The sequence below is a fragment of the Fictibacillus sp. KU28468 genome (assembly GCF_026153615.1).
GTDB classification, from domain to species: domain Bacteria; phylum Bacillota; class Bacilli; order Bacillales; family Fictibacillaceae; genus Fictibacillus_C; species Fictibacillus_C marinisediminis.
The window spans coordinates 34535-47938 of sequence record NZ_CP110666.1; the positions used below are offsets into that span (position 1 = coordinate 34535).

The 13404-nt window shown below is 43.5% G+C and carries 15 protein-coding genes and 1 rRNA gene; 1 reads left to right on the top strand and 15 read right to left on the bottom strand.

The window, feature by feature from the left end; genetic code table 11:
* Window positions 1-121 precede the first annotated feature (121 nt).
* The 3 genes from OKX00_RS23185 to metG form a co-directional block, all read right to left on the bottom strand.
* Complete coding sequence (locus tag OKX00_RS23185) at window positions 122-1318, bottom strand: G5 and 3D domain-containing protein (protein WP_062240364.1); 1197 nt, start codon at window positions 1316-1318, stop codon at window positions 122-124.
* 218 nt (window positions 1319-1536) lie between these two features.
* Window positions 1537-2304, bottom strand: a complete 768-nt coding sequence (locus tag OKX00_RS00195; protein WP_265408980.1) for a TatD family hydrolase — start codon at window positions 2302-2304, stop codon at window positions 1537-1539.
* Between the two features lie 178 nt (window positions 2305-2482).
* Window positions 2483-4444 carry a methionine--tRNA ligase gene (metG, locus tag OKX00_RS00200; protein ID WP_265408981.1) on the bottom strand — a complete coding sequence of 654 codons (1962 nt, stop codon included), beginning with the start codon at window positions 4442-4444 and terminating at the stop codon, window positions 2483-2485.
* 590 nt (window positions 4445-5034) lie between these two features.
* On the opposite strand from metG, the gene OKX00_RS00205 reads away from it, so the two are divergent.
* Entirely contained in the window at window positions 5035-5319 is a 285-nt protein-coding gene (locus OKX00_RS00205) for a transition state genes transcriptional regulator AbrB (RefSeq protein ID WP_053356275.1), read from the top strand.
* A gap of 51 nt (window positions 5320-5370) precedes the next feature.
* On the opposite strand, the gene rsmI is transcribed toward OKX00_RS00205, so the two are convergent.
* The 12 genes from rsmI to rrf all read right to left on the bottom strand — a co-directional run bounded on the left by rsmI (window position 5371) and on the right by rrf (window position 13352).
* The gene (gene rsmI, locus OKX00_RS00210; RefSeq protein ID WP_265408982.1) at window positions 5371-6258 is read right to left on the bottom strand and encodes a 16S rRNA (cytidine(1402)-2'-O)-methyltransferase; all 888 of its coding nucleotides are present in this window, start codon (window positions 6256-6258) and stop codon (window positions 5371-5373) included.
* A complete protein-coding gene (locus OKX00_RS00215) occupies window positions 6224-6520 on the bottom strand; it encodes a GIY-YIG nuclease family protein (protein ID WP_062240368.1) in 297 nt (98 codons plus the stop codon). Before OKX00_RS00215 ends, rsmI begins: the two co-directional genes overlap by 35 nt.
* Window positions 6510-7253 carry a tRNA1(Val) (adenine(37)-N6)-methyltransferase gene (locus OKX00_RS00220; protein ID WP_265408983.1) on the bottom strand — a complete coding sequence of 248 codons (744 nt, stop codon included), beginning with the start codon at window positions 7251-7253 and terminating at the stop codon, window positions 6510-6512. The genes OKX00_RS00215 and OKX00_RS00220 overlap by 11 nt, the downstream gene beginning before the upstream one ends.
* Window positions 7254-7399: 146 nt before the next feature.
* A complete protein-coding gene (gene yabA / locus OKX00_RS00225) occupies window positions 7400-7753 on the bottom strand; it encodes a DNA replication initiation control protein YabA (protein ID WP_053356279.1) in 354 nt (117 codons plus the stop codon).
* A gap of 15 nt (window positions 7754-7768) precedes the next feature.
* Entirely contained in the window at window positions 7769-8596 is an 828-nt protein-coding gene (locus OKX00_RS00230; RefSeq protein ID WP_053356280.1) for a PSP1 domain-containing protein, read from the bottom strand.
* A 6-nt stretch (window positions 8597-8602) separates the two neighbouring features.
* On the bottom strand, window positions 8603-9589 hold the full coding sequence (gene holB / locus OKX00_RS00235) for a DNA polymerase III subunit delta' (protein ID WP_265408984.1): 987 nt from the start codon (window positions 9587-9589) through the stop codon (window positions 8603-8605).
* Window positions 9590-9597: 8 nt separating this feature from the next.
* Window positions 9598-10038 (bottom strand): YaaR family protein, encoded by a 441-nt coding sequence (locus OKX00_RS00240; protein WP_265408985.1) that lies wholly within the window; start codon window positions 10036-10038, stop codon window positions 9598-9600.
* Window positions 10039-10056: 18 nt separating this feature from the next.
* Window positions 10057-10386, bottom strand: a complete 330-nt coding sequence (locus OKX00_RS00245; RefSeq protein ID WP_053356283.1) for a cyclic-di-AMP receptor — start codon at window positions 10384-10386, stop codon at window positions 10057-10059.
* Window positions 10387-10408: 22 nt separating this feature from the next.
* Window positions 10409-11050 (bottom strand): dTMP kinase, encoded by a 642-nt coding sequence (tmk, locus tag OKX00_RS00250; RefSeq protein WP_248251022.1) that lies wholly within the window; start codon window positions 11048-11050, stop codon window positions 10409-10411.
* 2 nt (window positions 11051-11052) lie between these two features.
* Window positions 11053-12492 carry an aminotransferase class I/II-fold pyridoxal phosphate-dependent enzyme gene (locus OKX00_RS00255; RefSeq protein WP_265410617.1) on the bottom strand — a complete coding sequence of 480 codons (1440 nt, stop codon included), beginning with the start codon at window positions 12490-12492 and terminating at the stop codon, window positions 11053-11055.
* Between the two features lie 111 nt (window positions 12493-12603).
* Window positions 12604-12807 (bottom strand): sigma factor G inhibitor Gin, encoded by a 204-nt coding sequence (locus OKX00_RS23190; protein WP_322114338.1) that lies wholly within the window; start codon window positions 12805-12807, stop codon window positions 12604-12606.
* Window positions 12808-13235: 428 nt separating this feature from the next.
* Window positions 13236-13352 (bottom strand): 5S ribosomal RNA (gene rrf / locus OKX00_RS00265).
* Between the last annotated feature and the right edge of the window lie 52 nt (window positions 13353-13404).

The window sequence follows — 13404 nt, forward strand, 5'->3', positions numbered from 1 at the left end:
CTTCCTAGTATACCCTTACTTTCCCTTAAGGAAAATAAAAAGCAGAGGATTGGCATCCATACCCGCTTTTGCGGGTATGGACACAGCTCCCCTGCTTCTCTTCTATATCTGGAATTTAGCTTTATTTAATAATTTTAACTCTTACCGTTTTTCTTCCCCATTTGACAGCCTCTGACTGAGAGGAGAAGAAAACATCGATGCGATTGCCATTGATGGCACCGCCTGTATCAGAAGCGATAGCATAGCCATAGCCTTCTACATACACTTTGCTCCCAAGCGGAATGACTTTTGGGTCTACCGCGATGACTTTCGCATTAGGATTGGCGTGAAGGTTCAGGCCTGTCCTCGTCTTGCCCGAACATCCGGCGCAGCTCGCAGTGTAAGCGGTACTTGTAACATAAAGTTCCTTGCCTCCGGAAGGAGCACTCTTTCCGCGCGAAACCGTAACAGGTTTCGGCTTTGTGCCTTCGGCTATTACCTTATCTGAACTATCTTCCAATGTTTTTTTACTTTTTAATTTTCGGGAAACCTCTTTCCCATTTTCAAGTACGACCTCATACTTTTTCGATACCCGGCCTTTGGAGCCCGGTTCTACCACTTTCTCTTTTCCTTTTGCCAGTTTTCCGTCTTTACGGGTGACGGTAGCAAACGGCGTATCTTCTTCCACTACATCGGTGACCTTTTCTACTCTGATGATATTAACCTTCATGTCGTTGTTTAACTTCGTCTCTTTAGCGGGCTCTACCCGGTCAAGATCCCCTAGTTTCACTTTGTTTTGTTTTAAAAGGTCAGCGACCGTAGTCGAAGTGGTCCAAACTTGCTTTTCTTTTCCGCCTACAACAAGGTCAACTGAGACAGCTTGCTGAAGGTTTATGTGCTGCTGGGTTTTGAGCGGCGTTGCTAAACCAGGCTTAAGTTTATCATGCTGGTTCACGCTGATATTGCGTTCGCCTAAAAATTCTTTAACAGTGCTGGCTGTTGACCAAACCGATTGTTTTTCTCCATCCTGCGTAAAGTTAATTTTATGTGCAGGTGTATACTCAATCTTCATGCCGTTTTTAAGCGGCTCGTTTAATCCTGGTTCCACCTCATCATGGCGGTTAACCGATATACCATAGTCAGAAAGTGCATCCCTAACATTTTCTGCGTGTGAACTAAACGATTTCTCTTTCCCATCAACCATGATCATAACGTCGGTTTTCGAAGTTTCATAGCTTACGAAACCTGTTGTTACAGCCAGAACGATGATCGCGGCAGCAGCCATTACGAGCTTTTTCGTGAAGAAATCATAAAAAAGCTTACTCTTGCTCCTGTTCATGTCATCCATTCCCCCTTTACAAGGATTGAAGTATAATCGTTGAATAATTCGTTGTCAAATCCCCCCTTTTATGCAAATTAATTACACAAGCCCAATTATGTAAGGAAAAAGGGTGAAAAGGGAAGGAAAACCGTTCGACAGTTTCCTCTTCCGTAATGTTGAATTTGCTGGATTTACAACGTTTTTTGCCTGTTTTTTTCTCTTTTCGACAAAACCGGTCAGCGATTGATGCCGAATAATTGTCTGGCATTGTCGGAAGTTTTTTTAACTAAATCTTCCAGAGGCATTTCTCTTAACTCGGCGATAGCCTCAGCTACGTACTTTACATATGATGGTTCATTTCGCTTGCCCCTGAGCGGATGGGGACTTAGGTAAGGACAATCCGTTTCGATAAGGAGCCGGTCGATCGGGATTTCTTTCGCCACTTCTTTTGGTTTCTTGGCATTTTTAAATGTAACTGGCCCGCCAAAAGAAATGTAGAAGTTCATGTCCAAACACTGTTTAGCAACCTCCAGGCTGCCACTGTAACAGTGCATGATTCCGCCAACTTCCTCGGCACCTTCGCTTTTAAGAATATCAACGACATCCTGTGTCGCATCGCGATTATGAATAATAATCGGAAGCTTCACTTTCTTAGCCAGTTGAATCTGTTGGCGAAAGACATCTTTCTGAACCTCTTCCGGTGATTTATCCCAATGGTAATCCAGCCCCATCTCACCTAAAGCCACCACTTTGGGGTGAGCTGCGAGTTCTTCGATCCACTGTAAATCTTCCGGTGTCATATCCACCGCGTCCACGGGGTGCCATCCTACAGCTGCATAGATAAAATCATATGTATCAGCCAACTTTATAGCGCCTTTGATTGTCGGCCGGTCAAACCCAACGACAACAATATGTGAAATTCCTTCATCCAAAGCTCTTTGTATTACCTCTTCAAGATCTTCTTCAAACTGAATTGCATTTAAATGTGCGTGTGTATCAAACATGAAGAAAGCCCTCCTAATTAATACTTTCACAGTTTATCATACCTTTGTCCTATAACACCAAGACGTCTGGATAACAATTGCATTACAGTTTTATTACATACTGGAAATAACATGCCCCATTTGACCCCTGGTAAAATTAAAAAAGGGAACCCTTTTAGGCTCCCCTTTCACGCGTACTTTATTTGACTTTTGCTCCATTCGGCAAGCTTTGATCGACCGTTGCCAATGTCAGCTGATCTCCTGCTGAACCAGCGAGGATCATGCCTTCTGACAGTTCACCCCGGAGTTTTACCGGTTTAAGGTTGGTGACGCAAATGACTTTTTGTCCTATCAAGTCTTCAGGCCGGTAATACTTTGCAATACCTGAGACAACCTGCCTTTTCTCATACCCGAGATCTAGCTGAAGCTTTAAAAGTTTGTCCGCTTTTTTCACTGGCTCCGCCTCGATGACTTGAGCCACTCGAAGGTCAACTTTCATAAAATCATCGATCGAGATCTCAGCTGTTTCTTTTTTTTCAACGATAGCTACCGGCGTCTTCTCTTCTTGCTCTGCAGCAGGTGCACCACCCATAGACTGCTGAATATAGCTCACTTCTTCCTCAGTTTCAAGACGAGGGAAGATTGGATTTCCTTTTTGAACCTTTGTTCCTTCCGGCAGTTTTCCAAATTCATAGACGGTGTTCCAGTCTGTAAGCTCACCTTCCTGGATCCCAAGCTGTCCCCAGATTTTCGCAGGCGCATTTGTCAGGAACGGCTGAATCAATACGGAAACTATACGGATGGACTCCGCCAAATGATACATGACTGCTGCCAGAGCCTTTTTGTCTTCTTCATTTTTTGCCAGGATCCAAGGCTGGGTTTCATCGATATATTTATTCGTGCGGCTGATCAATTGCCAGATGCTGCTTAAAGCCACCGAAAACTCCATGTTCTCCAAAGATTCTTCTGCTTTTTTAACGGTATTCTGAACAAAATCAACAAGAGTCTGATCAAAGTTCGTCACATTGCCTTCGTAGTCAGGAATGGCGCCATCAAAGTATTTATTGATCATCGCCACCGTACGGTTCACAAGATTGCCCAGGTCATTGGCAAGGTCATGGTTCACCCGGTCTACAAAACTTTCAGGCGTGAACACGCCGTCAGAACCAAAAGGAACTTCACGGAGAAGATAATAGCGCAGGGCATCCAATCCATATCGGTCGATCAAGGTTATCGGATCGACAACGTTTCCTTTGGATTTGGACATTTTTCCGTCCTTCATAAGCAGCCAGCCGTGGGCAAAGACTTTTTTGGGAAGCGGAAGGTCCAGTGCCATCAGCATGATCGGCCAGTAAATCGTATGGAACCTGACGATCTCTTTCCCGACGAGATGAACATTTGCCGGCCAGAATGTTTTATACTTTTCATCGTTTTCTGATCCATAACCGAGCGCTGTAATATAATTGGAAAGCGCATCAATCCACACATAGATAACATGCTTCGGATTGCCAGGCACCTTCACACCCCAGTCGAAAGACGTACGGGAAACCGCGAGATCCTCTAACCCAGGCTTGATAAAGTTATTGATCATCTCATTTTTGCGGGATTCCGGCTGAATGAACTCCGGATTCTCTTCATAGAACTGAAGAAGCCTGTCCGCATACTTGCTCATATTAAAGAAATAGCTCTCTTCCTTTACGCGCTTTACTTCTCTTCCGCAGTCCGGGCATTTTCCGTCGACAAGCTGAGTCTCAGTGAAGAAGGATTCACACGGCGTACAGTACCAGCCTTCATACTCGCCAAGGTAAATATCTCCTTGATCAAGAAGCCGCTTAAAGATTTTCTCTACACCCTCTTTATGCCTGTCTTCGGTTGTACGGATGAAGTCATCGTAAGATATATCGAGTTTCTGCCAAAGATCTTTGATCCCCGTCACGATTTCATCTACATATTGCTGCGGAGTTACTCCGTTCTCTTCCGCCTTCTGCTGAATTTTTTGGCCGTGCTCATCTGTTCCAGTCAAATACATAACTTCATAACCTTTTAAGCGTTTATATCTTGCCAAGGCATCGCCCGCTACTGTGGTGTACGCGTGGCCGATATGGAGTTTTCCGCTTGGATAATATATTGGTGTTGTAATATAAAATGTTTTTTCTCCCATAATGAATTCCTCCGGTTAAAAAATTTAATAAACTATGAAAAAAGCCCCTGCAAAAAGAGGGACATTTTATTTACAGAAAAAAGTGACTGCTCATTTCGACTTTCAAATTTGTCAGTTCTATGAAAAGTGTAAAAAAATGTTTGTTCTGGGACATAAAATACAAAACAAGTGCGAAATCACTTATGTAAATACTTTCATTATGCTCTTTTCTTCACTCAAAATATACCTAATCCCGTAAAGTCATGTCAAGGTAAACAGGATGTACGGTGAAGAATAGGCTAAGGGAGTATTTTTTAAAAGTCAGTTTTGTCGAATAATGACGAATTTATCAAGAATAATTCCCAGTAATTTTTTTGAAAAACAAGAATAATTTTCTAAAGCTATTTTTACCTGTTTGTAAAGATAATCTGGTATGATTGAACTTATAGAAAAACGGGTAAATAAATAGAGAAATTTTTGTTTGCAAAATAGTTGACCCCATCTGGAAATATTGTTATGATGAATCCGTAAGATTTTGTCGAATTCTGACGATTATATATATAAATAATATTAGGATTTAAATATCTACTATTCGGGAGGAGATTACTAAAATGAAATCTACAGGTATTGTTCGTAAAGTTGATGAACTAGGACGTGTGGTAATTCCAATCGAATTACGACGCACACTCGGAATTGCTGAAAAAGACGCACTTGAAATCTACGTTGATGATGACCGCATCATCCTTAAAAAATACAAGCCCAATATGACTTGTGCAGTAACCGGGGAAGTTTCTGATGACAACTACTCACTTGCTGGCGGCAAAATCATTCTTAGCCCAGAAGGCGCACAAGAAATCATGAATGAACTTCAAAAACAACTTCAAGCAACAAAATAAAGATCGAACAAAAAAGAGCCTCCTGATGACAGGAGGCTCTTTTTTATGTGTTTAGCTTTCATTTTCAACGTGATAGGCTTGGTATACTTCTCGCTTTGGCAGATTTCGGTCTGCCGCTGCTTTTTTTACCGCTTCTTTACTTTTTAGCTGTTCTTTATCGATGTAATGCTGGACGTGTTCAACAAGCGTCATAGGATCCCACCACTGAGATTCTGCCTTTTCTTCAGGTGCATCTGACGAGCCTTCCACCACCAGGCAAAACTCGCCTCTGATCTCTGCTTCCTTAGTCCAATCCACCAACGTGCTTAATGGGCCTCTGATGAACTCCTCATATTTCTTTGTCAATTCTCTCGCCATTGAAACACTCCGCTCACCCAAAATGTCATGCATAATGGATAGGGTTTCTTTCAGCCGATGGGGAGACTCATAAAAGATCATCGTAAATGGAAAGGACTTGAGCCGCTCAAGCTGTTCTTTCTTTTCTTTCTTGCCCCGTGGCAAAAATCCGTAAAAGTAAAAATCCTTCGTATTAAGTCCTGAAGCAATTAATGAAGATAATGCCGCATTCGCCCCGGGGAGAGGAACAACAGGAATCTTTTCCTCCAGTGCGCTCACAACAAGTTCATAGCCCGGATCGGAAATGGCCGGTGTTCCTGCATCTGATACAAGTGCCACTGTTTTTCCTTCTTTCAGCAGGTCGATTAGCTTCATGCCGCTCACTTCTTTATTATGTTCATGGTAGCTGAAAAGAGGGGTCTGGATCTCAAAGTAATTGCAGAGCTTTTTCGTCTGCCTCGTATCTTCCGCTCCTATGTAATCAGCTTCCTTTAAAATCCGTATCGCACGGAAAGTCATGTCCTCCAGATTTCCAATCGGCGTAGGAACTAAATAGAGTAAACCTGTTTCATGACCGCTCTGATAGCTGCTCTGCTGCCACATGGTATACAGCGCCTCCTTCCTTGATCAAGTGTTCCTTCTCTTTCTTCGTCATTCTTTTTATTCGGTATTCTGCTTTCATCGCATCTTCTTTAGTTGGAAAATCAGCGGAGAAAACAAGCTGCAGCGGAGCTCTCCCTCTCGTGTACTTTGCTCCCTTTCCTGATTCATGAGCCAGTACCCGCTTTTCCAGGTTATTGGTATAGCCGGTATAGAGGGTATCATCAATGCACTTCAGAATATAAACATAAAATTTATTTTCCATAGAAGACCTTCTTCAATTCTTCCGTATATTGCCCGTCTTCTCCATACACAGTCAGCGGGGGGAGAATATGAAGATCAGGCTTGCCGTCCTTCATTCCCTCGACAAGAAGCATGTTCGCCTCACCGCCTTGCTTTGGATAAACAAACTGCAGCCTTTTGGGCTCAAGCCTATATTTTCTCATCAGGCTCAATATATCCATCAGCCGCTGAGGACGGTGGACGAACGCAGCTTTACCTCCCTGCTTTACCAGCTTGCTGCTCACTGAGATCACATCTCCAAGTGTACAATGGATCTCGTGCCTGGCTACCGCCAAATGAGGGTTCTCATTATAATCTTTTTCATTTACCGAGGTAAAATACGGCGGATTGCACACAACCGTATCAAACTTTCCTGTACCAAGCTTTCCAGGAAGATTGATGATGTTGTCTGTCAGTATTGAAACCTGATCCTGCATCCCATTAACTTCCACGCTACGGCCGGCCATATCACTCAGCCGTTCCTGAATCTCAACTCCTGTGATGGCAGCCTTCGAACGCTGTGTCAATAACAAGGCGACGGCTCCGTTTCCTGTGCAAAGATCGATAATGTTTCCCTTTTGAATGGGTACGTAGGCAAACCTGCTCAGCAGTACGGCATCCAGAGAAAAAGAAAAGACGGATGGGCTCTGTATGATTTTCAAAGATTCATCAACTAGATAGTCTAACCGTTCGTCTCCTTTTAACAGGTTTTCCATTTCATCACTCTTTCTGCTTCACTTTTTTCTTTGGCTTTGTTAAAGCATATTGTTGATTAAATCACACCCTGCTCAAAATCAACAACATTGACGAACAGAGTTTTTCTTTAAACACAGAAAAGAGTCTTCCCCTTTGGAAAGACTCTTTATTTTTTATTAAGAAATGACAGACAGAACAGGCAGTCGCCCTCTGTTCGCACACTTCCATAATGAAGATTGCAAATATGAAATCCTTCTTGATACAGCCTGGCCAGGTTGTCATAGCCTTCCCCGATATCTGCCGATTCTTGTGGCAATGGCCGCTTTTTAACAGAGGAGTTGGATCCTTTTTTTTCCTGTGGCTTCAGAGCACTTCGCAAATTGTAATTTTCCATTTGCAGGTTGTGATTCTGTTCCAATAAGGCGACAAGGTCTGCTTTTAAGTCTCCAATTTGTTCCGTTAAAGCTGCCAATTGCTGCTCCATATGGGTCACCCGGGAAAAAATCTGATCTTTCTCCACGTGCTTTCCACCTCGTTATTCTGTAGCTTGCGTAAATAATTCCTTTTCTTTCATGAGCTCTTCAATTGTATATTCCGTTACTTTTTCAAGTTCCGGCAGTTCGACCTGTACAAGTTTTTCGAGCATATTCAATCCAACAACGCGACCTCTTCCATCTGGAGTGGCGATATGTTCACCCACATCTGGAAGCTCTCTTTTGACTTCTTCATAATAATCGTTTTCGTATTTTAAACAGCACATTAAACGGCCGCATAATCCAGAAATCTTTGCGGGGTTAAGCGATAGATTCTGGTCTTTGGCCATTTTAATTGATACGGGTTCAAAGTCACCAAGAAAAGTGGAACAGCACAGCATTCTTCCGCATGGGCCGATGCCTCCGAGCATTTTTGCTTCATCACGGACTCCGATTTGCCGAAGCTCGATCCGCGTCCGAAAAATGGAAGCGAGATCTTTAACCAGTTCCCTAAAATCGATGCGTCCATCTGCAGTGAAATAAAAAATGACTTTATTTCGGTCAAAGGTATATTCGACATCTACCAATTTCATGTCAAGCTTATGCTCGGTTATTTTTTCCGTACACAGTTCAAAAGCATTTTGGGCAGCTTTTTTGTTTTCATCTACCGCAAGTGTATCTTTCTCGTTTGCGCTTCTTACTACCTTTTTTAAAGGAAGTACAACATCATTCTCCCCAACTTGCTTCTTGTCTATGACGACTTTTCCGTACTCAATTCCGCGCGCTGTTTCAACAATTACGAATGTATCCTTTATGATATCAAGGTCGCCAGGATCGAAATAGTATATTTTTCCCGCTTTTTTAAAACGGACTCCGACTACTTCATACACAGGCTTTTATCCCTCCCGTAATCGTAACACCAGCTGCTCCATCAGGAGCTGGGGGTTTACGTTTGCACCTAGACGTTGCTTGGCTGTTAAGATAGCCAGCATTTTCTCACTGATTCTTTTCTGTGAGGTATGTAGAGCTTGTTGCTCTAACGCTTGCCGCTGATCGACAAATACCAGGTGCTCCGGCTCTGAAAGCTGTATAAATAAAAGATCTTTGTACCAGATCAGTAAAAGGCTTAATGCATTGTCGAGTTGATCTTTTTCCTTAAAAAACGACAACCAGTTATCCTGTAATGAAACAAATACCTGGCTGGGACGAGTTCTCAACTCTTCAGTTAATTGTATCACTTTGTCTCGTGCTTGTGCAAACCACTCTTGCCTACAAATTTCGAGTGCTTCTGACTTATCACTCGTTAATGCAGCTGCCATAGCAGCCATAGGCAAAGAGATATCCTCTTCCTGCAAAGATTTCACAAGCTGTTCTGACGGAAGAGGGGAAAAGGAAACAACCTGTGACCTGGAAAGAATGGTTTCCAGCAGACGATGCACCTGTTCTGTCAATAAAAAGGCGATCGTGGATGACGTCGGTTCTTCCAAAAATTTAAGCAGGCTGTTTGCGGCCTGTACCGTCATACGATCGGCATGTTCAACAATGTATACTTTTTTATCTGATTCCATTCCATGATAAGCAAATTCCTTTTGCAGACCGCGGATTTGATCAATTTTAATGGATTGCCCTTCAGGCTGGACGATATGAACGTCCGGATGGTTTCCTGAGTCGATCCTCTTACAATCCTTACATACTCCGCATGGTTCAACACTTGTTGTTTCCCTGCACAAAAATGTTTTTGCGATCTGCAGGGCCATATCCATTTTTCCTGTTCCATGACCCCCCTCAAACACATAAGCATGAGCGAGACGATCCTTCTTAACACTATTCGTTAACATTTTTACAACTCTTGGCTGCCGTTCACTTAATTGTTCCCAGCTCATTTTTCCACCTACGTATACAGATTAATCAAAAGACCTTTGACTTCACCGATCTTATCGAGCAGGCCGATTGATTTTTCTTCCTTTTTTAACATCAAATCTGTCATTTCCAGAAGCTTCGTATCTACTTCTTGGACAAGTCTCGTGGTCTGCTGCCTTCCCTGGCTGTTCCAGCCGCGGCTCTGTTTCAGATTCATGCCAAAATCAACAGCTTCTTTTACAAAACGCTGCACAAGCTGTTTATACTGATTAAAATCTCTCATGGTCTGATATTGAGCAAGCCGCTGCCCCTGCTTCTCTACGTCCTTAAAAAGAGTGCCGAGCTGATTGGACTGCAGCTTTTCCTGATGGCTCGTAACAGCTTCTCCAAAAGCATGTCCGCTTTTTCCGCTGAGCTTTCCTTCTTTTTGTTTCGTATCGATTAAAGGGCGGGGATCTTGGCCAATTTTCATTTTGATTCCTCCGTCATTTTAAAACTGCTGAAAGCTTTCCACAGGAAGAACAAATACAGTGGCTCCTCCAACTTCTACTTCAACAGGATAGGGAACGTATGCATCAGCATTACCGCCCATCGGCGATACAGGGGCAACCAGCTGATTGCGGCTCTTGCAGTTCTCTTTGATGATGTCCATTACACGATCGACTTGCTGATCTTCCACACCAATCATGAACGTCGTATTCCCTGCTTTAAGGAAGCCTCCGGTCGTCGCCAGCTTGGTCGCACGGAACTCATGTTTAACAAGCGCATCCGCCAAACGGCTGCTATCCTTATCCTGAACCACTGCAATGATCATTTTCATACTTTTTCCCTCCTGTGATTTATTAGTTATATCGGTTCGCTAGAAGAAGTTTAATATCCTTTTTGATGACATCAAAAACTTGGTCTATAGTCTGGTTTCCATCTACAAGAAGAAAACGTTCCTTGTTTTCTGAATAAATTTTCCTGAATCCTGATCTTACTCTCTCATGATACTCCAGCTGTTTCTGCTCTATACGGTCAAGTCCTTCTTCAGTATATCGGCTGACCATCCGTTCCCTGCCTGCTTCAGGAGAAATATCGATGAGGTAGCTTCGGTCCGGGCTTAATCCACCTGTTGCAAAGCGATTGATCGCGGTTACGTCCTCTACAGGAATACCGAGTCCATAGGCTTGATAGGCAATGGACGCATCGACAAAACGGTCACACAGTACCAGTGTGCCCTCCTGCAACGCCGGAACAATTTTTTCTTTCACATGCTGTGCCCGTGAAGCGGCATACAGCAGCACTTCCGTCTCATCCGCCATTTCTGGGTGAGCCGGATCTAAAATCAAAGAGCGGATCCGGTCGCTGACCGCTGTTCCTCCCGGTTCACGGGTTAAAAGATACGGAATACGGCTTTCTTCTAAATAATCAGCCAGTTTTTTAATCTGTGTTGACTTTCCTGAGCCATCCGGGCCCTCTATCGTAATAAATAATCCGTTCACGTCTATTCTTCCTTCTGTTCAGCATATACGTTTATTTTTTTGCCTTGGCCTCCCTGAAAACGGGCGCCCTGCTCTAATAGATATTGGTAGTTTTTCACCATTTCATCAGTAATTCGTTCTCCCTTGGCAATCAAAGGAATGCCTGGCGGATATGGAATAACAGACTGGGCAGCTATGTGTCCGGAGGAGTGGGATATCCATATCTCTGCACTCTCCATCTTAAGCATCTCTTTATAGCTTACTGCAAGGGCGCTGATGCCTGTCCCTTCCCTCTGTAAAGGGATGCGAGAATGTTCCTTGTGAAACATCCCGTCTGACAGGGCACCTTGAATGGTTTCAATCAATGCGCTGAGATCCGGTATCCTTCCAAGGGGCAGAACAAACAGGACATTCATGGGATCTGCTAGTTCCGTAAAAATCCCCTTCTCCTCTAGCTTCTCCTGCAGCTCATATCCGGTAAGACCCGTCGTGCTCTGTACGGTAACTTTTAGAGGGTCCATCAGACAGCCGGCAGAAGCCGGCAGCACATTTAGTTGAGGAATACGGTTCAGAGCTTTCCGGAAATGATCACCATCTTTTTTTATTTCATTAAAATCTCTTGGCGTCAGGCTGGCTAAATAGGCTCTGGCCAAATCAAGCGAGGCCATGATGGGATAAGATGGCGAACTGGATTGAAGGGCTTGTAAATAATGTTTTACCCTCTTTTCATCAATACGAAAACTGTTGAAATGCAAGTACGCACCCATGGTCATAGCAGGCAGTGTTTTATGAGCAGAATGAACAACCATGTCAGCTCCAGCTTCAAGAGCACTTTCGGGAAACTGCCCATCCCGTCCAAAGTGGGCTCCATGGGCTTCATCCACCAGTACAACCAGTCCGTTCTCGTGCAAATAAGGAATTATTTCCTTAAGATCCACCGACATTCCATAATAGTTGGGGTTAGTCAGCATAATGCCTTTGGCTGCCGGAAACTTCCTTACACCTTCCTTTACCACTTCAAGAGTAAGACCAGTGGCAAACTGGCCAACCGGATTGATGCCCGGTGAGAGAAACACCGGCCGCAGCCCTGCCAGCTCAAGCCCGTTTAAGACAGACTTATGGCAATTGCGCTGAACGAACACTACATCATTCTCTTGAAAAGCGGACAAAAGCATGACCAGGTTTCCCGCTGTACTTCCTCCCACTAAAAAATAACTGGAATTAACGCCATACAAGGAAGCCGTCAACGCTTGCGCCTCCTGAATGGCTTCAGATGGTTCATGAAGATCATCCAGTCCAGTCAGCTCTGTCACATCTATAGGAAGAACGGAGGCAAAGGCTTTGTTTTGATTGCCGCCAAAACCGATGGCTCCATTTTTATGACCCGGAACATGAAAGGACCATTTTGTTTTATGGCTATGCCGTATGAGGGCATCATATAAGGGGGTTCTTTGTTCATTTATCATGTGCAATCCTTTTTTTTGCATGAAGTTACGTTTATCCTTCTATTTTAGCATACCTCAAACCTCTCTGCTTTTCGCTCCAAAGAGAAAAACAGGCCATGTTGGCCTGTTTTATACAGAAGAATTAACTAATTTTAGTTTTCTTAATTGATTTAAATAGTGTTTGTAATACTCGTCATTGGTTTCAGCAGAAACTATTTTTTTCTCGCAGTCCATACAAATGTATTGATGTAAAATATGAATACCGGTCTGCTTATGCTCCTCGCATATTAAACACATTTCCCCTGTTGGTTTCAATGATGATTTCATTTTCATCCACCTCCATTACTTCATTCTTTCCAGAGTTACTCCGCTCTATACTCTCGTACCTTATTAATCTTCGTTTCTGTTTAGGCTCTAGTTCAATGTATGTGAAACAGAATTTGTTCGTGTCTGTCTTGGAAAATTAAAGCCTTCCCCGCCGATTCAGTGAAATAAATGTTCTAGTCTCGAAGAACAAGATGGTAAAAGTAGTGGCTTCTGACTGAATGATTGGATTCCGTTGGCTAAATGATTGTTACTTGCGGGTTTGTACGGTTTTCATGCGGCTTTGGCCTTTTTACGTGCGACTTTGAAGGGTTTACATGCGGGAATGGAGACTTTACGTGCGACTTTTCAGCCTTTACATGCCAAACCCCTCATTGTCATAAAAACGAACATACAAAAAAGCACTGCTGAAATCAATCCAACAGTGCTTCGTTCATGCCCGGCAACGTCCTACTTATACAGGGGCAAGCCCCCAACTTCCATCGGCGCTGAAGGGCTTAACTTCCGTGTTCGGTATGGGAACGGATGTGACCTCTTCGCTATGGCTAACCTTCGAATTTCCTTTGCTCCGAGCACGCTCTAAGCAGCGAGATGCAGACCACCTTA

Coding starts and splice junctions, on each gene's coding strand:
- OKX00_RS23185 (WP_062240364.1), bottom strand. CDS start 1,318: ATGAACAGGAGCAAGAGTAAGCTTTTTTATGATTTCTTCACGAAAAAG.
- OKX00_RS00215 (WP_062240368.1), bottom strand. CDS start 6,520: ATGGAAAATAAATTTTATGTTTATATTCTGAAGTGCATTGATGATACC.
- OKX00_RS00240 (WP_265408985.1), bottom strand. CDS start 10,038: ATGAAAATTGGCCAAGATCCCCGCCCTTTAATCGATACGAAACAAAAA.
- OKX00_RS23190 (WP_322114338.1), bottom strand. CDS start 12,807: ATGAAAATGAAATCATCATTGAAACCAACAGGGGAAATGTGTTTAATA.
- metG (WP_265408981.1), bottom strand. CDS start 4,444: ATGGGAGAAAAAACATTTTATATTACAACACCAATATATTATCCAAGC.
- holB (WP_265408984.1), bottom strand. CDS start 9,589: ATGAGCTGGGAACAATTAAGTGAACGGCAGCCAAGAGTTGTAAAAATG.
- OKX00_RS00195 (WP_265408980.1), bottom strand. CDS start 2,304: ATGTTTGATACACACGCACATTTAAATGCAATTCAGTTTGAAGAAGAT.
- OKX00_RS00220 (WP_265408983.1), bottom strand. CDS start 7,253: ATGGAAAACCTGTTAAAAGGAGACGAACGGTTAGACTATCTAGTTGAT.
- OKX00_RS00205 (WP_053356275.1), top strand. CDS start 5,035: ATGAAATCTACAGGTATTGTTCGTAAAGTTGATGAACTAGGACGTGTG.
- rsmI (WP_265408982.1), bottom strand. CDS start 6,258: ATGTGGCAGCAGAGCAGCTATCAGAGCGGTCATGAAACAGGTTTACTC.
- OKX00_RS00245 (WP_053356283.1), bottom strand. CDS start 10,386: ATGAAAATGATCATTGCAGTGGTTCAGGATAAGGATAGCAGCCGTTTG.